Annotated in this window: 19 protein-coding genes; 2 read left to right on the top strand and 17 right to left on the bottom strand. The window is 55.6% G+C overall.

All coding sequences use genetic code 11. From position 1 onward, the window contains the following. Nucleotides 1-834: 834 nt before the first annotated feature. The 10 genes from K6M89_RS27600 to K6M89_RS27555 all read right to left on the bottom strand — a co-directional run bounded on the left by K6M89_RS27600 (nt 835) and on the right by K6M89_RS27555 (nt 15071). The gene (locus K6M89_RS27600) at nt 835-3633 is read right to left on the bottom strand and encodes a sensor domain-containing protein (RefSeq protein ID WP_004671498.1); all 2799 of its coding nucleotides are present in this window, start codon (nt 3631-3633) and stop codon (nt 835-837) included. 175 nt (nt 3634-3808) lie between these two features. Next, the gene (locus tag K6M89_RS27595) at nt 3809-6070 is read right to left on the bottom strand and encodes a methyl-accepting chemotaxis protein (protein WP_008534399.1); all 2262 of its coding nucleotides are present in this window, start codon (nt 6068-6070) and stop codon (nt 3809-3811) included. A gap of 292 nt (nt 6071-6362) precedes the next feature. Beyond that, nucleotides 6363-7328 (bottom strand): helix-turn-helix transcriptional regulator, encoded by a 966-nt coding sequence (locus K6M89_RS27590; RefSeq protein ID WP_008534397.1) that lies wholly within the window; start codon nt 7326-7328, stop codon nt 6363-6365. A gap of 296 nt (nt 7329-7624) precedes the next feature. Continuing rightward, nucleotides 7625-8890 (bottom strand): NAD(P)/FAD-dependent oxidoreductase, encoded by a 1266-nt coding sequence (locus K6M89_RS27585; protein WP_004671504.1) that lies wholly within the window; start codon nt 8888-8890, stop codon nt 7625-7627. Between the two features lie 63 nt (nt 8891-8953). After that, entirely contained in the window at nt 8954-9265 is a 312-nt protein-coding gene (locus tag K6M89_RS27580; protein WP_004671505.1) for a putative quinol monooxygenase, read from the bottom strand. 12 nt (nt 9266-9277) lie between these two features. Continuing rightward, the gene (locus K6M89_RS27575; RefSeq protein ID WP_004671507.1) at nt 9278-10381 is read right to left on the bottom strand and encodes an NAD(P)-dependent alcohol dehydrogenase; all 1104 of its coding nucleotides are present in this window, start codon (nt 10379-10381) and stop codon (nt 9278-9280) included. A 58-nt stretch (nt 10382-10439) separates the two neighbouring features. Beyond that, nucleotides 10440-11438, bottom strand: coding sequence for an ABC transporter permease (locus tag K6M89_RS27570; RefSeq protein WP_026188838.1), 999 nt, complete (start codon nt 11436-11438; stop codon nt 10440-10442). A 5-nt stretch (nt 11439-11443) separates the two neighbouring features. Beyond that, the gene (locus K6M89_RS27565; protein ID WP_004671512.1) at nt 11444-12385 is read right to left on the bottom strand and encodes an ABC transporter permease; all 942 of its coding nucleotides are present in this window, start codon (nt 12383-12385) and stop codon (nt 11444-11446) included. A gap of 12 nt (nt 12386-12397) precedes the next feature. Further along, nucleotides 12398-13927, bottom strand: coding sequence for a sugar ABC transporter ATP-binding protein (locus tag K6M89_RS27560; protein ID WP_004671513.1), 1530 nt, complete (start codon nt 13925-13927; stop codon nt 12398-12400). 55 nt (nt 13928-13982) lie between these two features. Beyond that, the gene (locus tag K6M89_RS27555) at nt 13983-15071 is read right to left on the bottom strand and encodes a substrate-binding domain-containing protein (RefSeq protein ID WP_004671515.1); all 1089 of its coding nucleotides are present in this window, start codon (nt 15069-15071) and stop codon (nt 13983-13985) included. Between the two features lie 255 nt (nt 15072-15326). Here K6M89_RS27555 and K6M89_RS27550 point away from each other — a divergent pair, with 255 nt between their 5' ends. After that, a complete protein-coding gene (locus K6M89_RS27550) occupies nt 15327-15956 on the top strand; it encodes a 2,3-bisphosphoglycerate-dependent phosphoglycerate mutase (RefSeq protein WP_004671516.1) in 630 nt (209 codons plus the stop codon). A 364-nt stretch (nt 15957-16320) separates the two neighbouring features. Next, on the top strand, nt 16321-17427 hold the full coding sequence (locus K6M89_RS27545) for an NAD(P)-dependent alcohol dehydrogenase (RefSeq protein WP_004671520.1): 1107 nt from the start codon (nt 16321-16323) through the stop codon (nt 17425-17427). Nucleotides 17428-17663: 236 nt separating this feature from the next. Here K6M89_RS27545 and K6M89_RS27540 read toward each other — a convergent pair whose 3' ends face one another. The 7 genes from K6M89_RS27540 to K6M89_RS27510 all read right to left on the bottom strand — a co-directional run bounded on the left by K6M89_RS27540 (nt 17664) and on the right by K6M89_RS27510 (nt 24427). After that, entirely contained in the window at nt 17664-18944 is a 1281-nt protein-coding gene (locus K6M89_RS27540; protein ID WP_004671523.1) for a bifunctional 3,4-dihydroxy-2-butanone-4-phosphate synthase/GTP cyclohydrolase II, read from the bottom strand. Between the two features lie 16 nt (nt 18945-18960). Beyond that, complete coding sequence (locus K6M89_RS27535; protein WP_004671524.1) at nt 18961-19479, bottom strand: NAD(P)H-dependent oxidoreductase; 519 nt, start codon at nt 19477-19479, stop codon at nt 18961-18963. Between the two features lie 360 nt (nt 19480-19839). Further along, the gene (locus tag K6M89_RS27530) at nt 19840-20238 is read right to left on the bottom strand and encodes a GFA family protein (protein ID WP_010029274.1); all 399 of its coding nucleotides are present in this window, start codon (nt 20236-20238) and stop codon (nt 19840-19842) included. A gap of 11 nt (nt 20239-20249) precedes the next feature. Then, nucleotides 20250-21545 carry an LL-diaminopimelate aminotransferase gene (locus tag K6M89_RS27525; protein ID WP_011053357.1) on the bottom strand — a complete coding sequence of 432 codons (1296 nt, stop codon included), beginning with the start codon at nt 21543-21545 and terminating at the stop codon, nt 20250-20252. Continuing rightward, nucleotides 21545-22714 carry an ABC transporter substrate-binding protein gene (locus K6M89_RS27520; protein WP_004671529.1) on the bottom strand — a complete coding sequence of 390 codons (1170 nt, stop codon included), beginning with the start codon at nt 22712-22714 and terminating at the stop codon, nt 21545-21547. Before K6M89_RS27520 ends, K6M89_RS27525 begins: the two co-directional genes overlap by 1 nt. A gap of 123 nt (nt 22715-22837) precedes the next feature. Beyond that, complete coding sequence (locus K6M89_RS27515) at nt 22838-23959, bottom strand: LLM class flavin-dependent oxidoreductase (RefSeq protein WP_011053356.1); 1122 nt, start codon at nt 23957-23959, stop codon at nt 22838-22840. A gap of 60 nt (nt 23960-24019) precedes the next feature. Continuing rightward, entirely contained in the window at nt 24020-24427 is a 408-nt protein-coding gene (locus K6M89_RS27510; protein WP_004671531.1) for a carboxymuconolactone decarboxylase family protein, read from the bottom strand. Nucleotides 24428-24477: the final 50 nt, after the last annotated feature.

Here is a 24477-nt window from a genome sequence, read left to right as displayed (position 1 = left end):
GCCGACGGCGCTCTACAGACGTGATCACCTCAATTGGATGCTTCGTCATATGACTACTCCTAGTGTTACCACTAGGACTGGCAGTCAGAAGCCCTCTATCGCAAGACGGCCTTCACCGTGGGCTTACTCAGCAAATAGGCAGAACCATTACGAAATCACGGCGCAATCGCTGGCGTTTTTTTCCGCCACCCGTTCAAATGGCCGAAAGTTTCGAGTTGATCGAATTGAAGCTCCCGTGTTCGGGAAGTGGTGGGATCCGGGAACGTTTGGCAAGATTCAACGAACCACTGGCCGCCACGCCCAGAGAGGGTCATAGGGAATACGATGACAAGCGCGGACGCTCAGTCGTTCAGTCAGGTTGCGAGCACGTATCAGCTTGGGATCGGTATGACTCACATAGCGCCTCCAACTGATTTACGGCACTAGCCAAATCGTGAAGTTCCGATTTCAGCGATTGGATGATGTCGAAATGTCCGGAGCCATTCGAATTCGCAGTTGAACTTTTCAAATCCGCAGAACTTCTATTCGGATGGGGAAATGGGATGAGCTTTTGCACGGTTATGCTTTTGACGATATTGACGCAGAATAGTAGATTGTACTGGGCAAGTCTTTGCAATGGCAATCGAAAGCGAAAACACGTCAACGTATGTTTCGTCGCGCAATTCGGTACAGGGCCTGCATATTTCGGAACATCAAAGCACCTGAAGTTTTAAGTAGTTCCTATTGGTCCGCGTTTTATCCAATCGCCCAGAGTAGTTTGGGCTTCCGTTGGATGAGTGCGGTATAAACAGCGCCGCAGGTGGCGTGGATCCTGCGCGCTGTTAGCCGTAGGCTTCACGCGGTTCGGGTCCCAACAGATGCGGGAGGCAAGCGCATGAGTGCCACCCCTTCCTCTGCGGGCATCGGCGTAAGATGGGAATCACCGCGAGAGAACTCGAGCACTGCGTTTGCAGCGAGAAGTTCGGACTTCGGGATGGGCTTGCTATAGTAGAACCCCTGTGCCACAGCGCAGCCGCTTTCAGCCAAGAATTTTTCTTGATCGACCGTCTCCACGCCCTCAGCGACTACATTTTGCCCTAGGCAGCGCGCAATTGAGAGAATTGCCTTGACCAGTTCTCTACTTCGCTTGTCGGATCGATTGATGAATGACCGGTCAATTTTGAGGGTATCAATGGGAAAGTTAGCCAAATAGCTCAGAGATGAGTAGCCGGTGCCGAAATCATCGATCGCTATGGAAATTCCGCTCGCATGCAATTGAGAGAGTGTCGTCGAAACGCCCTCGCAGTTATGGAGCAGGAGACTCTCAGTTATTTCAACCTCGATCCACTCCGCACGACAACCGGTTTCCTGCAATACGTCCGCCACCGTTTGCGACAAACGCGGGCATTGAAACTGCTTAGGAGACAAATTTATCGCAATCTTGTGCGGGGGCAGTCCATCTGCATTCATGACGGCAGCCGTGCAACACGCCTCATGCAGCACCCATCGTCCAAGATCGATGATCAATCCCGTTTCCTCGGCGACACCTATGAATTCTCCCGGAGGGATCATTCCCATCTTCGGATGATGCCATCGTAGCAGTGCTTCTGAACCGATCACCTTTCCGTTGTCCAATAGGACCTTTGGCTGATAATGGAGTTCAAGTTGCTCATGTTTCAAAGCTAGGCGTAGGTCTGATTCTAGCGCTAGGCGCTTTTCAGCCCCAATCGTGAGATCCTTTGAGTAGAAGCGGAAGTTGCTACGCCCCGAGCGCTTCGCCAAATACATCGCAGAATCCGCATATTTCACCAAATCGTCGGGAGCGTCGCCGTCATTTGGAAATACCGATATCCCGATGCTGCAGGATACAAAGATCTCCCTGTCGGAAAGCATGAAGCGTTCGCCGAATGCGGCAAGCATTCTGCTGGCAATTTGAGCCAAATCGTCATTGTCCTGAACATTGGGCAGCAAGACTGCAAATTCATCTCCACCGAGTCTCGCCACGGTGTCGCTGGCACGGACGCCTTTTTTCATGCGTGTCGCCACCTGCCGCAGCAACTCGTCACCGACGGGATGTCCCATAGTGTCATTGATCGCTTTGAAATGGTCCATATCGATCAGCATCACCCCGGCTCGCTGGCCCGCCGAAGCCGCGTCCCCGATCATCTCGCGTAGCCGTTCATTGAAAAGTGTCCGGTTAGGCAGGCCGGTCAGAGAATCGTAGAATGCCATCTGATGGATTTTCTTACGGGACGTGTCCAGTTCGGTGATATCGCGGGCGACGCCGAGGATCCCCATCAGCTTTCCCCCCGTGAATACCGGAACCTTACGAGTCTCCAAAAGCGTTGATCGACCGTCCTCGTGAGCGGTAAACCGTTCCTCATTGATGAGAATACGGCCGGCTTGCATGGCCTCCTCATCCTTGTCACGAAAAAACTGGGCGAGTTCGGGAGTAAACAGGTCATAATCCGTTTTCCCGACGATTTCCGCTTCTGCCTTGCCGACCAATTCTTCGAAGGCATGATTGCACAACAGATATTTGCCTGTTACGTCTTTCAGCCATACCATATCCGGAATGGTCTGCAGGACACTTAGGAGGCGAGCCCGAGCTTCAATAGTCGTGCCCTCGGCGTGCTTTCGTTCGGTAATATCGCGAGATAACACCAGAAAAGTGACGGTTGAGTGATTGCTGCTTGGTCGCCTTGCGACCGACAGTTCAAACCAACGGGATTCGCCGTTTGGTAGGGCTATACGGACACAACGACCGTAGGAGGCGCCGGTTTCATCGGCTTCTTCAAGAGCCAGCATAGCGATGTCGGCCTGATCTGGAGGGAGCACATCGCGGACAAGCTTGCCGAGCAGCACTTCTTTTCGCTGCGCCAGGATCTCCTGATTCCTTGCCCAGACCTGCAGGTAGCGACCGTCGGCATTTACCTCGAACAGAACGTCAGGAATGGCGGCAATAATTCCCTCTGCGAATTCAAGAGCCTCTTTGAGATCATGCTCCGCACGTTTTCGCTCTGTGATGTCCAACATCGCGCCAACCAAGCCGATCCTGTTACCAGCGATATCAGTGATTGCGGTCTTGCTGAGTAAAAGATCAACGACACCACCATTCTCGGTGGTGGCCTTTGCTTCATATTGCTGAACACCGCCATTTGCAAAAAGCGCCTCGTCCAACGCGGCATACGTCTCGGCTATGGGTGCGGGCACCAAATCGAAAACGGTTTTTCCGATAATATCTCCCTTTGAGCGGCCGGAGAAGCTTTCGAAGGCCCTGTTGCAACCAAGGTGTATCCCATCTCTGTTTTTGAAGAAGACGGGTAACGGGATCGCGTCGAGTACGACGGCACTGGACATCTCTTCGGCGTTGAATGGCAAGTCGATGTTTGTCGCAGGATGCCGCGGATTCGCCCGGAAAGCCTTCTCAAACGGTTGCTTCAGACTTGCGACATCTGCGTCGTGACCGTGCGATGGCCGGACAACGGAGGCTTCCGAAAATGGCGGGGCCGTGCCCGTGGCAAGCGGAGGGCTGGCATTGACCGCGTTGCGGAAGGCTCCACGCCCCTGGTCGATTTGAGCATCAGTCGGCATCTGCACTTCCACAGGCTGTTCGGGGCGGGATGTGCGTTCCGATTGACGTACGTGTTTCATGTGCCTGTCCTGCTTTGTCACGTGGCTGAGCAATCATGCGTCAAGCCAGCATTTTGTTAGGACCGCACAAGTCATTTGGCGGAGTACCATGCCGCTACCCCACCGGGATATCGCTCTCATTCAGAATCATCAAAGACGTGTATTTGCATGTGGTCGGCGACGCCGCCCATATCATTTAGAACGCTTGCCAATCATCATTCGAAGGCGCGAGCACCAGGTTACCACGGCGCATCGGATAGTCTCCGCGGTCAACCATTGTCTGACCGGGCGGGAAGCTCTTCCCAAGTTCGCCCGTGACCTTCTGTGGCTTCCCGCTCTCGTCTTTGAAGTGGAAATGTTTCAACAGTGCGGCTAGGCTTTGGCTCTCTTGAGCGAGGTGCGATCCTGCAGTATTCATCTCCGCGACCATGCTCGCATTTTCTTGAGTGGCATGGTCCATATGGTTAACCGCGCCGTTGATCTCGCGCAGGCCCGACGATTGTTCCTGGGAGGCCGTTGCGATTGCGTCCATATGAAGATTTACATCCTGCACAAGCTCTTCAATCGTTCTCAGGCCCGATCCGGTTTCACTCACGAGCCTTACGCCTTCGTCGACGGCAAGAGCTGAATTGCCGATGAGATCCTTGATTTCTTTTGCCGCTGTCGCTGAGCGCTGTGCAAGCTCCCTGACCTCCTGGGCAACAACCGCAAAGCCTTTTCCCGCGTCGCCAGCACGCGCTGCTTCGACGCCGGCGTTCAGCGCCAGGAGGTTCGTTTGGAAGGCGATCGCGTCGATGACGCTGATGATCTGGGAAATCTGCTTGGAGGAGTTTTCAATGCGATTCATGGCGCCGATAGCATCGCGTACAACCCGACCGGACATTTCCGCATGATCTCGCATCTGTTGGACGGCTCCGCGCGCCTCAGCCGTCCTCTTCGTGGTCGATGCAACGTTGACGGTTATCTCCTCCAACGCCGCTGCAGTTTCCTCGAGCGAAGCCGCCTGCTGCTCCGTGCGTCTTGAAAGATTTTCAGATGCGGCCGAGACGCCCGAGCTGCCATTCGTGACCGTTTCGACTGAATGGCCGACGGTAACAAGCACGTCCCGGAGCTGACGAATGGAAGCGTTGAAATCCCTGCGCAAACTTTCAAACTGTGGCGCTAACGGCTCCTCAATTTCATAAATCAAGTCTCCATCCGCCATCCGCTTCAACCCGGTTGCCAATGCCGTCGTCGCTCGGATGAGGCGCTCTTCTGCTTCTTTTTCCGCCCTTACCTGAATATCCAGCTTCTCTTGGTCAGAACGAATGCGCTCAGCTTCCGCGGATGTCTCCAGGTTACTTTTCTGTATGGCCGCGCCGCGGAAAAACTCAAGGCAACGCGCCATGTCCCCGATCTCGTCGCGTCGGATCGTCAAGGGCACCGGCGCCGACGTATCGCCTTCTGCGAGTGCCTTCATTCGGCTTGTCAGAGTCCGAATGGAGCTTGAAATTCTCCGAACGACCGAAATGCACAAAATGAGTACCGTAGACATGATCAGAAGCGTGGCGCCGGAGTAGCCGATAAAGGCATTGCGAAGATCGGCGTAACGCTGAAATGCCATCTCGTCCAACTCGTCGCCGGTGCGCATAATGAGTGCGGTCAACAAAGCAGCCCGCTGTTGGGTGATTTCATTCCATCGATCCAACGTCTCGGGGGGGAAGGAAACGCCCGGCTGGTTTGCATACATCTGATCGCGAACGCCCGCGATGAACTTGCCTGCGGCGCTGGCCTCGAAGTCGTCATAAGATTTGACGAGATCGGCGGGGAGAAATTCCTGCATCGCAGGCACATAAAGCTGCTTTAGATTTTTTGACTGTAAGAGGGACGAAAATAGATCGACGGACATGGCTGAATTTTTGACGTAGGCTCGGCCGGGCCTGATCTCCAGCAAACTAGCTTCCGTGATCTGCATGAGCGCGTGAAAACCGGTAATTTGGCGTGCTAAATCCAAATCATTGACAGTCGCCCCAGTGCGACGGACGAGCTCCAAGCCCGCAAGGGCAGCTGGGCGCAAAGCAACAGCTCCCTCCGCCTCGCTAGCCGTTCCGTCATCGACGCGCCGGCGGAAGCTATCGATATTGTCCCGCCTTTCACGAATGATCTGTACCGCCCGTTCTATGGCCGGATCGTCGAATGCCTTTTTCCAAGAGTCGTAAGCGGAAAAGACCGCTGTAAAAGCCCTGTCCGATGCAGCTTGCTTTGCCCGACGCACGTCGGCGCCTGCAAACGCTTCCGCCGCTATAGCTTGGGCGAGGAATCCGCCTTCCCGCCCAAGTCGCTGCGTTGTTTGTGCGCTGCGGAAGGTAGAGTATTCTCGGTAATATCCCAGTGATGTTGATACTCCGATGATTACGAACGCCGTCAACGGGATAATTGCCAAAATCATTAAAAGTAGAGATAGCGGCAGTCTCGACATATGTTCCTCATAGACGACTATAAATTACACCGGCTTCCATTAGCGACGCGGTCCAGAACATTGCGACATTGACCGCTATGTGTGAGATGACCTCGGCATAATTACTATAAGATTAACCCCTGTAGTGGTCTTGAACTGCGTTGCGCAGATCGGAACATCGTCGCGTTCAGGGGATCATCTGCAAGACAGATCTTGGGCCGAGGCAGTCGGCTTTTCTGGAGAGTGCTGTTGCTGCAAGCCTTGAGGACGGTCGAGCGTGCCGGCTGATCGTAGCTCGGTCGGCGCAATCTGCTTATGATATACGCAATGTTTCCGAGGGAAGTACCCCATAGCGCTTGCGATAGTCCGCAGAAAATCTGCCTCTATGCACGAAGCCCCATTTCAGAGCGACCTGCGTGACCGAGAGGCCAGGTTCGCCTGTCATCAGTTCCTGATGCACTAATTCCAACCGTAGGTGCTGCAGGAATGCCAGAGGGGTCGTATTCCGAAAGTTGCGAAAACCGCTTTGAAGAGTGCGTCGGCTTACGCCACAAGCCGTTGCGATTTCCTCAAGAGATAGCGGCCGAGTAATATTGGCACGCATATAGTCGACCGCCCGCTTAACGGCCTTGGGTAAGGGTGATTCAGCAACGCGGCATAACTCAGATGAGTAGCGATGCTGCGCAGCTTCGATCAAAAGCTCCATCGTCGTTTCAGTGAGGTGATGAAGTGCTATCGGTGATTGAAGGAGGGTTCCGTCTCGTAATCCAGCATACAGCACTGGTACCAGTTGAACCAAAAGGGAGCCGAACCCGACCGATAGGTCGATTTCTGGCGAAAAATCGAGGCTGCCTCTTATTGGCGTATTGAGCCGACATCCCAAACGGCGCGTCAGCTCATCATGGGCGATCCTAAGCCCCAAATGTTTCCTGGGCCCAATGAATTGGGTCGTACTCGCCGACATACTGTTCACGAAAACGCCCCGCGTTCCCTCTGACGGGATTTGTCTGCCGTCAACGGTAACGACCGATCGCCCATGTAGTGGAAGCATGATGATGTTTGCCTCCGCCGGTCCCCGGTGCTGGACGGTTAGGTCGCCCTCGTAGTGCGCGGCAATAACTGCAATCGGACCATTGGTAATCGCATGTACATCGTAGGCGATCGTCTTATCGCCATGTACATGCGCTTCAGATTGCGGGGAAAGCCTCGAAAGCGCTGCCGCGAGTTCCTCGCTGCAGGTACCTTTGAGCGAGAAATGGTCAATCTTAGAGGGGGACACTCTCAACTCTCCACATCATCACTTCCTTCCCGAAACGGTATTCAAGCATGAGGCCCGCCTATCGCTAACGACAGGCGGACAGGGCAATTGACTTGTCGCGGCCAGTCCTCGCCGTGAATTCGACGCAGTCGAAGTCGCCTAAGTTGATAGTGCGAAGATCAATCATTGTTATATATGGAACTCCGACAGAATTGTTACCTGCTGCCAACCATCGCTTCGCAACCGATTCCCAAATGTCTGGCCTTTGATGGTCTCCATTCACGGCCCAGCAGACTCGGGCGTGCTCGCGCTAGCGACTAAACCTCATCCTTTAAGGTTTCTTTTTGCGTGATCAAACGTGCGGAGTGATGGCCGGAAACAAAGATCCATAGCCAGCTTAGTCCCACTGCCAATCTGCTCCTCGTACCTATCAGGAAGTAGATATGGGCAAGCCCCCAAATCCACCATGCAATTCCGCCCTTGAGCCGGATCTTCCCAAAGTCGATAACAGCCGAATTCGGCCCGATGGTAGCCAGGTTTCCCAGATGCCTATATCTGAACGCACTTGGAGTGGGTGTACCCAGACGTCGTGCTTCAATTACCGAAGCGACATATTTGCCTTGCTGTTTGGCGGCGGGAGCCACTCCGGGGACGGGTGTTCCATCAGCGGCCTTCACGGAGGCAGTATCTCCAATAATAAAAATCTCGGGCTTACCGCCAACAGTCAGATCTGGCTGCACGACCGCCCTACCCGCCCTGTCCTTTTCAGCACCGACCCAGGCGGCGGCGTTCGACGCTTGCACCCCCGCAGCCCAGATGACGGTCCGGCTTGAAACGAACTCATCTCCGATCGCGATGCCGTTCTCGTTGCATGCCGTCACGGGAATGCCTGTTCTCACTTCGACGCCCATCTTGATTAGCGACTGCTCGGCATATCTCGAAAGTGCTTCCGGGAACACGGGTAGGACACGTGGACCTGCCTCGATGAGAAGGATGCGCGCCGATCTGGTGTCGATGCTACGGAACTCCTCAACAAGGGTTCGTTGGGCCAGTTGCGCTATAATCCCAGCCATCTCCACGCCTGTCGGGCCTGCTCCGATTATGCTGAACGTGAGCATTGCCTTCCGCCGTTCGGGATCAGCCTCCAATTCGGCCTTCTCAAACGCGAGAAGAAGCCGCCGCCGGATGGTCGTCGCGTCTTCGAGTGCCTTTAGCCCGGGCGCAAACGGCTCCCACTCGTCCCGGCCAAAATAGGCGTGCCTTGCACCTGTCGCGAGAACGAGCGTGTCATAGGGAATAGCATTCCCATCCTTGAGCGATACTACGCGTGCCTCGGTATCAACGCCAACAACCTCGCCCAGCAGCGTCGATACATCCTTTCGTCCTCTGAACAATGCTCTGATGGGCCAGGCTATCTCCGAGGTTGCCAATACAGTCGTGGCAACTTGGTAGAGGAGCGGTTGAAAGAGGTGATGGTTGCGCCTGTCGACGATCGTTATGGAAGTGTCGGGACACTTGAGGTCCTTCGCTAACTGGAGTCCGGCAAAGCCACCGCCGACTACGACAACTCGATGCGTATCCATTTCGTCTCCCTCAAACCTGCGCGCTCGGGGCGCGCGCCTCGTAGAAATGGCCATTGCGCCCGATCAGTCGCTGATACGGGTATTTACATTAATCGACGGTGGACTCACCAACAGTGGAAGAAGAGGCTCCAGCACCCGCTTGACATTAGGATGTTCGCCATGGCCAACGACAGCCGCCTCATTCTGCCAGCCGTCTAAGATGATGAAAGTGTTCGGATCGTCCGACCGCTGGTAGAGGTCGTAGTAGAGACAACCAGACTCTTCGCGGGCGGGTCCAATGAATTCCTGAAGGAGTTCTTTTACGCGATTTCGATTTTGGGACGTGGTTTTGAATTCAACGACAAGGTGCTGTTCCTCTGACTTCTTCGATGTCATTTGCGCTGGCTCCTAATTGAAAACGACGACCGGCTTGATCACTCGCCCGGCTTCGGCGTCCGCGATCGCTTCGTTGATCTTCTCGAAGGGATACTTGGTGATCAATTTTTGGAAGGGGAAAAGCCCAGCCTGATTAAGATCCATCATCTGCGGAATGAACAGCTGTGGAATCTGATCACCAAGGATCGCACCCTGGATCTTGCGATTGAACACCATTAGATCGAGGGGGATGGGAATGTCGTTCCCGAGCGCGTCGAGGCCGAGCAAGACAACGTGCCCGCCGGCACGGGTGCACTTGATCGAGTTCAGAATAACCGGAATGATGCCAACTGCGTCGATCGCGAAGTCGGCACCGCCGCCCGTCAGCGCATGGATCTGGTTGACTACGTCGGGATCTTTGCCGTTGATCGCATGTGTGGCACCAAGCCCCATGGCCATGTCTAGCCTCTGCTGATTCAGATCTATGATGATAATCTTGCTGCACCGACGAACTTTGGCGGCCATCACGGCGGCCATGCCGACAGCACCTGCGCCGAAAACGGCTATCGTCGACCCTATTTCCGGCTTCATCGCGTTTATCACTGTTCCTGCACCCGTTGCCATGCCGCACCCGAGTGGCGCAGCGTCGGTAAGGTCGAGGTCTGTTTTCGGCAAAAGCGCTGCATTGTTTTCAGTCGCAAGGATATGCGTCGCAAAGGACGACTGGCCCACGAAATTGCTGCCAATGCCAACTTCATCGCAGAGCAATGCCTTCTTACCATTCGGACGAAGCCCCGTAAGATTGTACTGGGTATAGTTTTGGCAGTTCATTGGGTGAGAACGGCGGCAGTCGGCGCAGAATCCGCATGAGCTCTGGCTCAGTGCGACGTGATCACCCACTTTGAGGCTCTGAACTTCTGGTCCGACCGCCTCGACGACGCCGACGCCTTCGTGCCCCGGGATCACCGGTGCCGGCGGGCCAAAAATACCGTCGCGAAGCAGCAAGTCCGTGTGGCAGATCCCGCTCGCAACCGTGCGAACCAGGATCTCGTTGCCTTCGGGGTCAGCCAGTTCGAGTTCACGGAATTCCAGCGGGCTCTTTGGCTTCACGGCGACAGCCGCAGTGATTTTCACCATTATATTCTCCTGCGTTCTCCCGCAATTGCTACGGGAATGACTTGATCGGCCCGACGGACTAGACGCGACCCGCGCGCGCACCGTAGATGATTGCGGCAAATGCAATGATCACGCCCTGGACGATAAGCTTGCCCGGCTCCTGGATGCCGAAGACGGTCAGCATCGCGAACAGGAAGCTGAAGGCAACGACGGCAACGAACGGCCCGGCGACGCCGCCCCGGTCGACGCCGAACGTCACACCGCCGAGGATCGTGGCGGCGAGAGCATTCATGAAGGTGTCGAAGCCTGGCTTGATGGTGCCGACCGCCAACGCGGATACCTGGACCAGGGCCGCGATGCCTGTCAGGGCGCCCGCGAGCGTGTGCGAGACAAAAATCGTACGTGCCAACGGAATTCCTGTAGTTTCCGCCGCCCTCGGATTGTCGCCGACGGCCCTGAAGTAACGCCCGACGATGAGAAAGCGAAATGCGATAGAAATCAGGGCGGCGATGACGATCCACAGGACCACGGAATAGGAAAGGCCGTGGATATTGCCGCTCGTAAGTATTCGAAGCCAGCTTGGCGTTGAACCGGGCGCGCGGCCGGCGCTCATGTATTGGACGATCCCAATCAGAATGGCCGAAACACTTAGTGTGGAGATAACGGCAGAAGCGCGCACGTATGCTACGAGTATTCCGTTTACACCCCCCACAGCTAGCCCAATCACAACAGGCATGAGGACGGTCATTAGCGGTGGATAGTTGTTGAGCTGGCCCGAGCTGGCCAGATAAATCGCGAACGCGAAAATACCGCTGACAGAGAGATCGATGGATCGCACCCGCATGACAAGCGACTGGGCGAGCACCGCGATCCCGAGCGGCGCTGACTGCTTGAGGATTACAAACCAGTAGTTGGGATTTATGAGCGTGGCGCTCACTGCTGGAGCAACCGCAACCAGGATTGCGAGCACATAGTATGCGGGCGGTAGCCCGAGTATCCACGAAATGGCGCTCTTACCCCTCAATGAGCGAGATGGTGCTTCAGTTTTCGAGTCTGATGTGGTCATCGAGAAGTCCATTTCTTTCAAAGTCCGATTGTTTTGCGTCGCTGCGAAACGACGAGTACGAGAAGCAACACACCCTTGACGACCGACTGAAGAAATGCAGAGACGTTGGCCAGATTCATCACATTATTCACTGTCCCGAGGATCGCCGCGCCAACGACGGTTCCCACAATGCTTCCGATGCCCCCGGCGAGGTGGACCCCACCCAATGCTGCAGCCGTTACAGACTCAATCCCGAATGAAGCGCCGCCCTTAGGATCACCCGATGCAAGGCGACCTGCAAGAAACATCCCCGCAGCGCATGCGAATAGAGCAGAAAGAACATACGCTTTGATGATGGTGCGCTCGACGGGAACACCGTTCATCCGTGCGTTGAAGTCATTGCCGCCGGAAGCGAAGAGGTAGAGGCCGAAGGGACGACGATAGAGAATCCAGGATGCGAAGAGCGATGCCGTGATCAACCAAAACAATGAGTTAGGTACGGGGCCGATGGATCCGGCTACCGAGCCGGAAAGCCACTCCGGCACGCGCCCGCCTGGGATTGGCAAAATGATCAACGCGATACCTTGGCCGATGCCCATTGTTGTCAGCGTCATGATGATTGGATGTACATTGAGGCGCGCGACACCGTAACCGTTCGCTACTCCGAACCCCATCGCCACCGCGATGCAGATAAGCACGCGGGTTATCTCAGGAAGATCAAGCGTCATGATCGTCGTCGTTAGACTGATGACGGACCCAACCGACACGTCGAGGCCGCCAGTGAGAATGACGAACGTCTGACCGAGAGCCGAGATGACGAGCACCGTCGATTGCGCCAGGAGATTAGACAAATTCTCCGGATCCATGAAGTCCGGCAATAATATTACCGAGGCGACAACCATCACCAGGAGCGTTCCAATGGAAAGCCCGATCGCTCCCGCGCGATAAGGGAGCTTCAGGCGACTGGCAAATGAATTCATAAGTTATCCTCCTCAATGCACCGCAGCACGGGGATCCGGTGACGCACTCGCCCCCAGCGCAGTCTCGAGGATTCTTTCCTCGGTCGCCCCCTCTGCGGACATCTGCCCGACGATCTTCCTGTCATGAACGACCAAAATGCTGTCGCAGAGCCCTATAAGCTCAGCGTGCTCGCGCGACGAAACCACGACCGCACCGCCACGATCACTGAAGTCCCGCAGCAATCTGTAAATCTCTGCCTTTGCACCGACGTCGACGCCGCGCGTGGGCTCCTCAATAACGAGGATGTCCACTCCGGAGAGCAACCAGCGGCCCAGCAGCACCTTCTGCTGATTCCCGCCCGAGAGTTTACCTACGGGCGCATTGGGATCGGCGGCCGCAACTCGTAACGACTTGATCACCTCGCGGACCCTCGACACCGATCGCCACGCAACGCTTGCCATATTCCGATTGAGCTGTTTTCCCAGCGCGATGTTGTCGTAGATAGGCAGGCGCAGGAACAGCCCTTCCTGCTTCCTGTCCTCAGGGATAAAACCGATTCCTGATGCGACCGCGCGAGCGAACCCTGACCCTACATTCACCACGTGCATGCTGTTGTCGGGGCCGGCACGCCACACGGCGATGGCCTTTGGCGATTCAACGCCCACAATGGCACGCATTATCTCTCGCTGGCCCTGTCCTTCGAGCCCTGCCAGCCCGATGATTTCACCTTTTCTGACAACGAAAGTGACTGTCGAGCTGCTGTCGTCGAGGCGCAAGTCCGAAACCTCCAGCATTGCCGCTCCGGTGGCCTGCGAGCGCGGCGGAAAGAAGTTCTGAAGTTCGCGACCAACCATTGTCGCTACCAGCGTTTGCAAGTTGAAGTCCTGCGCTCTTGCAGTCCTTACCCAAGCGCCATCTTTCATGACGGTGATGGTGTCGCATAGTTCGAAGACTTCATTCATGCGATGAGAGATGTAGACGACAGCCTTATGTTGAGCCTTAAGGTCGCGGATAACCTTGAAAAGATGCGCGACATCGGTCGAGTTCAACGCCGCCGTTGGCTCGTCGAAGATGAATACGTCCGCGTTCGACGTAAGTCCCTTCGCGATCTCTACTGCCTGCTGCTGCGCGACAGTCAGTGTCTCGACGATCGCGGTTGCGTCGAGCTGTGGAAATACGTCAGCCAGCAAAGCGCGAGCGCGTTTCACTACCTCGACGCTATCGATCGAACCGTCAATGCGACGAGGTTCGTGGCCCAGGAACATGTTCTCAGCAACGGTGAGATTGGGGATCAGGGTAAACTCCTGAAACACCGTCGACACTCCCGCCAACCGTGCCTCCTTAGGGGAACGGAAATTGACTTCCTCCCCGCGGAGCCGAACACTTCCTGCGCCCGGCTGATATACCCCCGCCAGAATACGCATCAGGGTGGACTTCCCCGCGCCGTTTTCCCCCATCAGAGCGTGCACGGAGCCACGTTCCAGGGAAAAGCGAACGTCCGAAAGGACTTTCGTGAAACCAAACGATTTGTTGATGCCGACCATCTCGACAAGCGTGCTCATGGGAATTTCCATCTTCGACAGGGATACGGGCACGAGTGATCGTGCCCGTAGTTCATCAAGCCTTGAAATAATCAAGGAGCTTTTCGTTCGGCATTTCGGTCGGCGCCCAGTACGCATCAGTGAGATCTGCGCGATAGAACTGGGAGAGCGTCTCGTCGGTGATCGGCTTGGGGCGGTTCGTCCAGTTACGCTGAATCGGCTTCCCATCCAGCAAGGCGAAGGCGGCCCGTAGCGCGGCAGTAGACAGAGCGGGTGGGCAAATCGGACCGATCGAGGAAAGTTTTTCGTCATTCCAACGACGCATCCAGCCGTTAAGTGCTTCGCCCGTGATTGGCGGGATCGTTGAGGCGCCAGCCTCCTGCAAGGCATCCAAAACGCCAAGAGACATGTTGGCTCCATCGGTCCAGATGCCCGCGACATCTGGGTCGGAGAGATACAAGCTTTCGGCGATCTTCTTTGAGTCCTCATAAGACCAGCTTCCGTGCTGGGTCGACGTGATCTGAAGTCCAGACTTGCTGAAGACTTCCATGGCGCCTGCATAACGATCTGCATCGATGGGATGCCCGGCGACGCCACGCAGAACCCATACCTTGCCCTTGTTGCCAAGCTTGTCGACGAGGAACTGAGCCATCACGCGCCCGAAATAGAAGTCGTCGCCCTGGACCTGAACCGTAAACTCCTCGGTGTCGACGCGTCCGAGATAGACTACGGTTGGAATGCCAGCAGCCTTTGCCTTCTTGATGCCCTCGACGGCGGAACCGGTGGTTAGCGGTGCGATGATGATCGCATCGACCTTCTGGGCGATCAGATCCTCGATATCGGCAACTTGTTTGGAGGCATTGAGATCAGCGCTCCGGAACTGGTAATCAGCGATCCGATCCTTGTTCTTTTTTATTTCATATTCGGCTTCAAACGCCGTCTGGTAGGTATGCGTTGAACCAGCGAGGCCGTAGTGGCTGTGTCCGATCTTCCACGGGCCTGACTTCTTGAACTTACCCGCGTCGACAATTGGGTTGGCGCCTTCGGAGGGCCAAGTGTCAGGTAGGAGACTGATCGCGTCGTCGGCGCGAAGAATCCCCGGCATTCCGAACGTGCCGGCTACAGCAATTGCCCCGCTCGCTTGTAGAAATGTACGTCTCTTCATGAAAATTCCTCCTCCGGCCGCTCTGGGCGGCATTGTCTGTTAAGGCGAGAGCCTTGCCTTCCCAAGCCGTGCCGGACTCTCCTCAATACGGCGGAGTGCATTGGTATGAGCTATCAGACAATCTGTCAATAAATATAAACTTCGACGTTTGTTTTTTCGACATCGTTTTGTTTTCACTTGCACATAGTCGCACTTGACGGATTGTCCGATAGTGCGACAATATTCGTGTTCGCTAAATCGATGGGAGGGTTATGAATGTCCACTCTGGTGATTGTCCGGCATGGCCAAAGCGAAGGGAACGCGCGCGGGGAGTTCACGGGTACGAGCGACGTGCCGCTCACACAGGAGGGCTGGTCTGAGAGCAGGCGAGCCGGCTCACTGCTCGCGAACCTCGGCATCTCGTTCGATATTGCGTTTAGCTCTGCCCTCTTGCGCACAGTCGACACTTGCAGAGCGATTTTGAACGAAACCAACGGCGATCTGCTGGAGCCAATCAGGAGAACCGAGTTGAACGAACGCGACTACGGACAGCTCACCGGCATCAACAAGAACGTGGCACGTGAGCGGTGGGGCCAGGATGTTGTCCAGGTTTGGCGCCGCTCGTACAGCACTCCACCACCTGGGGGAGAAAGCATACGGGACATAAGCGCGAGGGTTCTGCCCTTTTTGATAAGCGAAGCGTTCCCCCCCTTGTTGAGAGGGAAATCGGTTCTTGTGGTGGCCCACGGGAATACGATCAGGTCACTAAAGCAGGGCATCGAACGCCTCACGATCCAGGATACGCTCGCTATTGAGTCACCGACCGCCGCGCCAACTGTATACCGGATTGCGTCGGACCTCTCGATCATCGAGAAGACTAACGTCCTGGTTGGTACTGTCTGTTAAGCCTGGCTGGCAGTAGCATCGTTTGTAGTCGGTTGAACTTGGCAATACCGGTGTCTCGAAGCTGTCGATAGCCTTCAGAACCGGCTCGACGTCGGCAAGCGACGCCATCCGGCTCGCCTCACACGTTGCTACTAAATTTTCGTCTGCCGATCTTTCAGCCCAAAGCGGGACAAGACGCATGCTCCCTTTCGAACATGCATCGGAACCCTTTGATCACTTCAAATCAGCGTTCACTCGTGACTTTGCAAAAATGCAGCCCTGCTCCGGTTGAACTGATCTAATTTAATAGAGTAATTATTGACTGATTGTCTGACGATGAGTACGTTCGCGCGAATTGCGTTGTGAGCCTTGGAGGAACAGTTACATGAAGCAGGCATATGCGGCGGTCTCGCGCGAAAAGGCGAAGCCCTTGATCTTGGAGTGCATAGGGATTGAGGAACCTCGTGCAGACGAGATTTTGGTCCGCATCGTCGCATCGGGGGTATGTCATACCGACCTGGTGGTCAGGGACCAGGGATATGACGTACCTCAACCTGTTGTGTTGGGACACGAAGGCTCTGGCGTCGTCGAGGCCGTCGGGAGCGCAGTTAAAGATCTTGTGCCCGGTGATCACGTTGCTTTGAGCTACGCCTATTGCGGCAAGTGCGAAAAGTGCCTTTCCGGTACACCTTTCTACTGCGAGGACTTCTTCGGTCGCAATTTCCGCGGCACTCGTCCGGATGGCACCTGCCCGATCCATGATTCTCACGGGAAACAGATTAGTGGCTGCTTCTTCGAGCAGTCGTCATTTGCAACCTACGCCATCGCCAGCGAACGAAACGCCGTGAAGGTTGCAAAGGATGTTCCACTCGAGTTGATCGGACCGCTCGGGTGCGGGCTTCAGACCGGTGCTGGCGCGGTACTGAATTGCCTCAAGCCGAAGCCCGGCTCGTCAATAGCAGTGTTCGGTGCTGGTGCGGTTGGCATGGCGGCTACGATGGCCGCGAAAATCGCCGGATGCGCGACCATCATCGTGATCGACTTGAACGATGAACGGCTGGAACTTTCGCGCGAACTCGGGGCGACGCACACGATAAATGCCCGCAAATTGGACAGCGTTGCCGCGATCAGGAAGATCGTCCCCGCAGGCGTTGATTTCAGCTTGGAATGCACGAGTTCGCCGCGAGTTTTCCGTCAGGCAGTCGACTGCCTTGGTACGCCGGGAACATGCGGTCTCGTTGGCTCGTCCGCTCTCGGCACTGAAGGCACGATCGATATCGGGAACTTCCTTTTCGGCCGCACATTGATCGGCGTTGTCGAAGGACAAAGCGTTCCGTCCGAGTTCGTCCCGCAGTTGATCGAGTATTGGCAGCAGGGACTTTTCCCGTTCGACAAACTGGTTCAGTTCTATGACCTCGACCAGATCAACGAGGCGATGGCTGATTCCGAGAGCGGCAAAGTCATTAAGCCGATCCTTCGCATGAAGCATTAGTTTTGCGAGACTTTTCGAAAGACAAGACGGACCGCGATTAAATGCGATCCGTCGGAACAGCCGTGCTCAAGACGAGATATGGTCGAACGCTGCTTTCGATGCAATCGCGGGCCACATCACTCCGATAGGCCTGCACGAATGATGTGCTGGCAGGGCCCACGCAAAAGCTCTAGGACTCTGCCGGTCAAAGGCGGCCCCCTACAATCACCGGCAGGTAAGTGGCGAGGGCGGCTCCGTTAACCCAGGGGTCCAGAGAACACCTGCGCGCCAAACACTGAAAAGACGTTGCTCCGGCCGACGTGTTCAGCTGACGTGTCCTGGTCCAACAGGTGGCCAAACCGATCGCGCTTTGTCTTAAAATAAGTGATGTTGGACGCGCTAGATGCGGCGATCAGACTCTGGCGAGACGACACGATGACGCCTGACGTTCGCAGCGCCTCTATTTTTGTAGGATTGTTGGTCAGAAGCCGAACGCTGCCGATACCGAGGTCGCGGATGATATCCGCCGCTGCGTTATATTCGCGGGAATCAGATGCGAAGCCGAGTTCCCGATTTGCCTCAAGAGTATCACGACCATGATCCTGCAGGCTGTAAGCCGCAATTTTGTTTCCTAAGCCAATGCCACGCCCCTCTTGCCCACGCATGTAGATCACGCAACCAGCGCCCGCTAACTGGACCGCCCGAAGAGCCATTTCGAGCTGTTGACCGCAGTCGCATCGCATGGACCGGAACGCCTCACCTGTCAGACATTCAGAATGCACCCGTACCAGAACGTCTTCCTTCTCGCACAACTCGCCAAGTGTCAAAGCTAAGTGTTCCGTTCCCGTCAAACTATCGCGATAAGCAATTGCCTTGAAATCCCCAAACCGCGTTGGCATAAAGGACTGCGCGTAACGCTTTACCCTCGTATCACGACTCCTGCAGTACTCAATCAAAGCGTCGATCGTTACTATGTGCAGGCCATGTTCGATTGCGAACTTCTCGAGATCTGGCAGTCGAGACATGGTTCCGTCGTCATTGGCGATCTCGCAGATTACGCCAGCCGGCGCCAGGCCGGCAAGTCGTGCAAGATCCACGGCAGCTTCGGTGTGGCCAGGACGGCCCAGGACACCGAGACGATTTGCACGCAAAGGAAAAATGTGACCCGGTCGCGATAGGTCTTCCGGCCGCGTCTGCGGATCGATGAGCGACTTGACGGTTGCTGCTCGATCTTCGGCTGAAATCCCTGTCGTTGTGCCGTGTTTGCAATCGACGGAAACGGTAAATGCCGTCTGCAGTGAGTCCGAATTACGTGTGACCATCAGGGGGATCTCGAGTTTGTCGAGACGTTCGGCTGGAAGTGGCACGCAGATAAGGCCTCTCGCATATTTCATCATGAAAGCGATGTGCTCAGCTGTTATTTTTTCGGCAGCAACGACTAGGTCGCCTTCATTCTCCCGGTTTTCGTCGTCGACCACGATAACCATCTCGCCCGCTTCGATCGCCTCGATCGCCTCATCTATGCTCGAAAAAGACATGGAATCCTCCTCCTTATTATGGGCTGACGGCGCGACGCGCGGCATCGAGCTCTCTGTCGACAAGCGCGCGCAGGTTCTCAGAAAGAGCATCGTTCTGAAAATCTTCATCGAGAGCGAAAATGAAACGGCTATGTATTTGCGCTTCGAAAAAGTCGAATAAGGCTTCCATCGAGGCTTCGACGAGCGGCTTGTGACTCGATGCTTTACCGGTTGCAAAAGGGATCACATAGCGGCCCTTAAGCGCTTTCATGTCGACAAGGTCGAATAAATGCTTCAGCAACCCAGTGTAAGATGCTTTGTAGACCGGACTACCAACAACTAGCACGTCACTAGCCAAAATATCGTTGAGTGCCGCTTTAACAATCTCAGCGGCGCTGGAGGGCAACACTGTTGCCCCAAGGTGCGGATGAAGGTCGACAAGGTCCCAGCAGCTTGCTTCGTTGCCGGACGCGCGCACCCGATCCACCATGAAGTCTGCTACGGCCCGGGTTTTCGAGGGGCGCGATAAATTCCCCGTTATTACAACAACTTTCATGTCACAGGACTCCCAACATTCTCGCATAAGACAATCTTACAATTTTCACTCACACCGCAATGGAGGTCGTTGAGGACCCGTGGGGGCAAAAATAGTCCTGCGGTGTCCTGAGCCCTCACAACCCGTAATTTCCCAACCTCGAAGGCTGGATTGCTTCGCAGAAGTCTTCTGTCTCGTACGACTTTATTCTCTCAATGGGTGGGCTCGCCGTGCAAGCGCACCTACTGTCTGCAATCCCTGCCGCTTTTACCGACCCAGCACGTTTGCGTTAGAACCTCCTGGACACGGAATGAGGCGTTGCCGCTTGATATACGGTCGCCGTGGCTCCACCTCAGTTACGACAGGTAGTATCCCGGTCACTTACGGGAACTCTGGTGAGCTTGCCTTCGATGGATCATGGGCGAGCCAAGGTTCCGCATGCGATACCCATACGTTTGACATCGGCACACTTCCAGGATCGGTATCGAACGTGCCGGCTCTAACGACTTTGAGCTCCGGGCTGGCCGGCCGCTCCGCATAAACGTGCGAGCCACATACCGAACAAAACCACCGCAGCTTTCCAGGCGTCGATTCGAAGCTATGAAGCGTATCTTGGCCTGTAAGGATCTTGAAGTGCTCGCTTTTCACCTTCGCAGCGGTATTGTGATCAGCGGCGTGTGACTTCCGGCATGTTTGACAGAAGCAATTCCACATGGGTCCATCAATTTCCTGAACCTGGTACGTTACCGCTTTGCATTGGCATGATCCGAAGATTGGCATCGGGTATCCTTTCACTGATTCATTACGTTGATTTCAAATTTCTCGTCGCCGCTAAGCCAGCGTTTGATGTTGCGCGCAGCCTGGCGGATGCGGTGTTCGTTCTCGACGAGCGCCAGACGGACGTAGTCGTCGCCCATTTCGCCGAAGCCGATACCCGGTGCAACGGCGACGTCGGCCTTCTCGACCAGCAGCTTGGAAAACTCCAGCGAACCGAGATGACGGAACTTTTCCGGGATCTTTGCCCAGGCGAACATGGTGGCAGCCGGCGGCGGCACGTCGAAGCCGGCCTTCCCGAAGCTTTCGACCATGACGTCGCGGCGACGCTTGTAGACGTTGCGAACCTCCGCAATGTCGGAACCGTCGCCGTTCAGCGCATGGGTCGCGGCCACCTGGATCGGCGTGAAGGCGCCGTAGTCGAGATAGGACTTGACGCGGGTGAGCGCCGCGATCAGCCGCTCGTTGCCGACGGCAAAGCCCATGCGCCAGCCGGGCATGGAAAAGGTCTTCGACATCGAGGTGAATTCGACGGTCACATCCATTGCACCCGGCACTTCGAGAACCGATGGCGGCGGAGCGCCGTCGAAGTAGATCTCGGAATAGGCAAGGTCGGAAAGCACGATGATGTCATGCTTCTTGGCGAAGGCGACGACGTCCTTATAGAAATCGAGCGTCGCGACGAGGGCCGTCGGGTTCGACGGATAGTTGAGGATCAGCGCCAACGGCTTCGGGATCGAATGCCGGACCGCCCGCTCCAGCGGCGGGAAAAAGCTCTCATCCGGCTCAACCGACATCGAGCGGATCACGCCGCCCGCCATCAGGAAACCGAAGGCGTGGATCGGATAGGTCGGGTTCGGGCAGAGGATCACGTCGCCGGGCGCGGTGATCGCCTGCGCCATGTTGGCGAAGCCTTCCTTGGAGCCCAAGGTGGCGACCACCTGGGTATCCGGGTTGAGCTTGACACCGAAACGGCGGGCATAATAGGCGGCCTGGGCACGGCGCAGCCCCGGAATGCCCTTGGAGGAGGAATAGCGGTGGGTGCGCGGATCCTGCACGACCTCGCACAGCTTGTCGACGATCGACTGAGGAGTGGGAAGGTCGGGGTTTCCCATGCCGAGATCAATGATATCGGCGCCGCCCGCTCGCGCGCTTGCTTTCAAACGGTTGACCTGTTCGAAAACATAAGGCGGCAAACGTTGAATTCTGTGAAAGTCCAGCACACTATTTCCAATCAAATCGCAGATACCTCCCGCGCCGATTATAGAAACCGACGCGGGAGGCTGGGAGGTCTCCTTCCGGAGAACATTCATTACTTCTTCGGCCGCCAAGCTAACGGATCTTCAGGACGTTCGAAGTAGTTTGCAGCGACGTCTGCAGGCCACCAGCCGTTGTTCTTCGGCTCGATCCAATCCGTGGAATTGGGATCGCAATCTTCCTTCAGCACTTCCTTCACGTCATCAATGGTGTAAGGAAGCGCAGGACGAAGAATCGACTGGATCTTTGGTCCCTGGCCTTCGAGCGTTCGCATCATGACGTCCCACACAAGGCGGGCATCAGACCGCGGCGGCCAGAAATGGAAGCTCTTGCTTATGAAATCAGGGTTCTTACGCCAGTAGCAGGCTGCCGAAGCCTCACCCCCGAGCACGATAGGCATCATGTCGCGGCCGGATTGCTGTACTGCGTTCACGACACCGTTTTCTGAAGCGGACTGAACGAGAATGCCATTAACCTCAGCAAGATTGGTGGCAAGAAACTTCTGAACCTCAACCTGGGCGACCTGGTCGGTCCATTTGCCAGCTATCGTGCCTACAATTTTGATACCGGGGAATTTATCGAACGCGTTCTTCGCGCCGATGTCGAAGCTGTCCGATGATGCGAAACCGGGGATGCCCGATACCATCAGGACGTTGCCTTTTTCACCGATTTCCTTGGCAAGCCATTCAGCAGCCTTGTAGCCACCGTCGGTGTTATTCTCTGTGGCATTGATTGCGTAGGGTGATGTGACATAGCCCGAGACTGAGAAGACTGGCACGCCTTTCGAATGAGCATACTCTATGGTCTTGTTAAGTGCGGTAATGTTCGAGCAGCAAATGACGATCGCATCAACACCGTCGTCAACCATCTGCCGCATCTGCTGGATTTGGACAGCGTCTTTGAGGTCAGACTGCGTGACGATTAGATCGGAGACTAGGCCTGCTTCCTTATATCTCGGAAGCAATACGTTGGTGAATTCGTCCAGGATGTTCGCGCGCCAGGTATTACCGGCATATGTGGATGCATAACCAATTTTCCACGGCGGTGGACGTTTTGGAACAAAATCTTTGTACACCGTCCCCCCGAGCGGAATGGCGGGATCGATATTCTCGTAAAGCGCCTTTTGGTCCGGCGGCAACGAATCGAGGCCGTCAGCCTTCGCCACGCCGTTCATGTGATAAAGGCTCGACAGCGTAAAAAGCGCTGCAACGATTTTCTTCAGCATTCAGGGCCTCCTCCCCTTGTGGTTCCGCTCAACCGCCGGCCCCTTTGGCCGCCAGCCGCGAAAATCCTGCCAGAATCTGGCAGAGTTCGTGTCGGGACGGCAATCGCCGTCCCGAGGACTGGTTCAGTTGCGCAGACCGGCTTGCTTGAGCAGCGGCATGACACGGTCGTTAAAGAAGGGAAGTTCCTCGTTGTAATCGACCATTGTCAGCAAGGCGCCGTTGACGCCTGTATTGCTGAGATCCACGAGCTTGTCGGCGACTTGTTCTGGATTGCCGACGATCGGGTATCCACCCCAGCCAGCGACGAAGCGTTCCTTGAATTTTTGATACATTTCGGCAGAATGGTTTTGAGATTGCACCTGCAGAACTTCACAGATGTTCTCGCATGCCTCCCAGTCACCCTTCTGGTTGACGTAGTAGTCGTAGTATTCCTTTGCTTCCTTCTCCGTTTCGCGAACGATAACGGGGCAAGCTGTGAATGTGCCAAGATCACGGTTATATTCAGTACGCGCCAGGTCCTTCACCTTTTTGACCCAGGCAGCGCCGGATTCCATGTCTTGCATGAAGCCGAAGTTGAAGTCGCAGAACTTGGCGGTGAAATGCAGTCCCTTGCCCGAGGCGCCGGCGCAGATCAGGAGCGGGCGACCCGCCTTGTTGTAGGGTTTGGGTTCACTGAAGGCGTCTTTGACTTTGAGGAACTCGCCTTCGAAGGTAACGCCATTGCGTTTCCAGAGCGTCTCGACGATATCCATCCATTCAGTGGCGTATTCATAGCGGGTGTCGTGCTCCATCATAGGAACTCCGAACATTTCCATTTCGGGAGTGAACCAGCCGGTAACGAGATTGAGGCCGTATCGACCCTTCGAGATGTGATCGATTGTTGTCGCCATCTTGGTTGCAACAATCGGGTTTAGCGTCGGAATGTGAGTCGTTGAGAAGAACTGGAGCTTCGTGGTGACCGCCGCGAGAGCGGCCGCCCAGGTGAACGTATCCATGTTCACGCCATTGAAGTTTGAAGGACCGCCAAAACCACGCCAGCGTGCAATCGGCACCATGCATTCCCAACCGGCTGCCTCAAGCTTCTTTGCAATCTCGACGTTGTGGTCGAAGGTAGGTTCGAACGTTGTCTCAGCGAGCGTAATCGCGCATGCATTCGAGCAATTCGTGCCAAATACGCCGAGCTTGAGCTTGTTATCATTGAACATTGGGTTTCCGGCAGCGCGGAAATCGTCTTGTGCGGTCACTGTAGTCCCTCCTCGGGCTGGCAACGGATGATGCTCAGCCCACTCAAATGCGTTGAATAACTAGATGCCCATCTCGTCGAAAACTTCCGCTGCCACGCGGAAGCTGTCGATGGCCGCAGGAACACCGCAGTAAATCGAAACCTGGAGGAAAACCTCCCGAATTTCCTCTTTGGTAAGACCGTTGTTGATTGCTCCGCGAACATGCAGTTTCAGCTCATGCGGACGATTGAGGGCCGAAATCATCCCGAGATTGAGGATGCTGCGCTGCTTGCGCTCCAGGCCCGGCCGATTCCAAATCGCGTCCCAGCAGTATTCTGTGACGAGGGTTTGCATCGGCCAATTGAAGTCGGTGGCTTTGCTGACCGACGCATCAACATAGCCCCCCCCCAAGACTTCGCGCCGGGTCTTTAGTCCGCGCTCAAAGCGCTCTGTGACTTCACGTCCATGAATTTCTCTTGCGGGTGCCATATTGCTCACGCTTTTCTCCTTGCCGCCCTTGGGCTTTCGATGAGTGATGT

The sequence above is a fragment of the Rhizobium croatiense genome, from assembly GCF_019793465.1.
Lineage (GTDB): Bacteria > Pseudomonadota > Alphaproteobacteria > Rhizobiales > Rhizobiaceae > Rhizobium > Rhizobium croatiense.
This window is presented reverse-complemented; position numbering and strand designations above follow the sequence as displayed.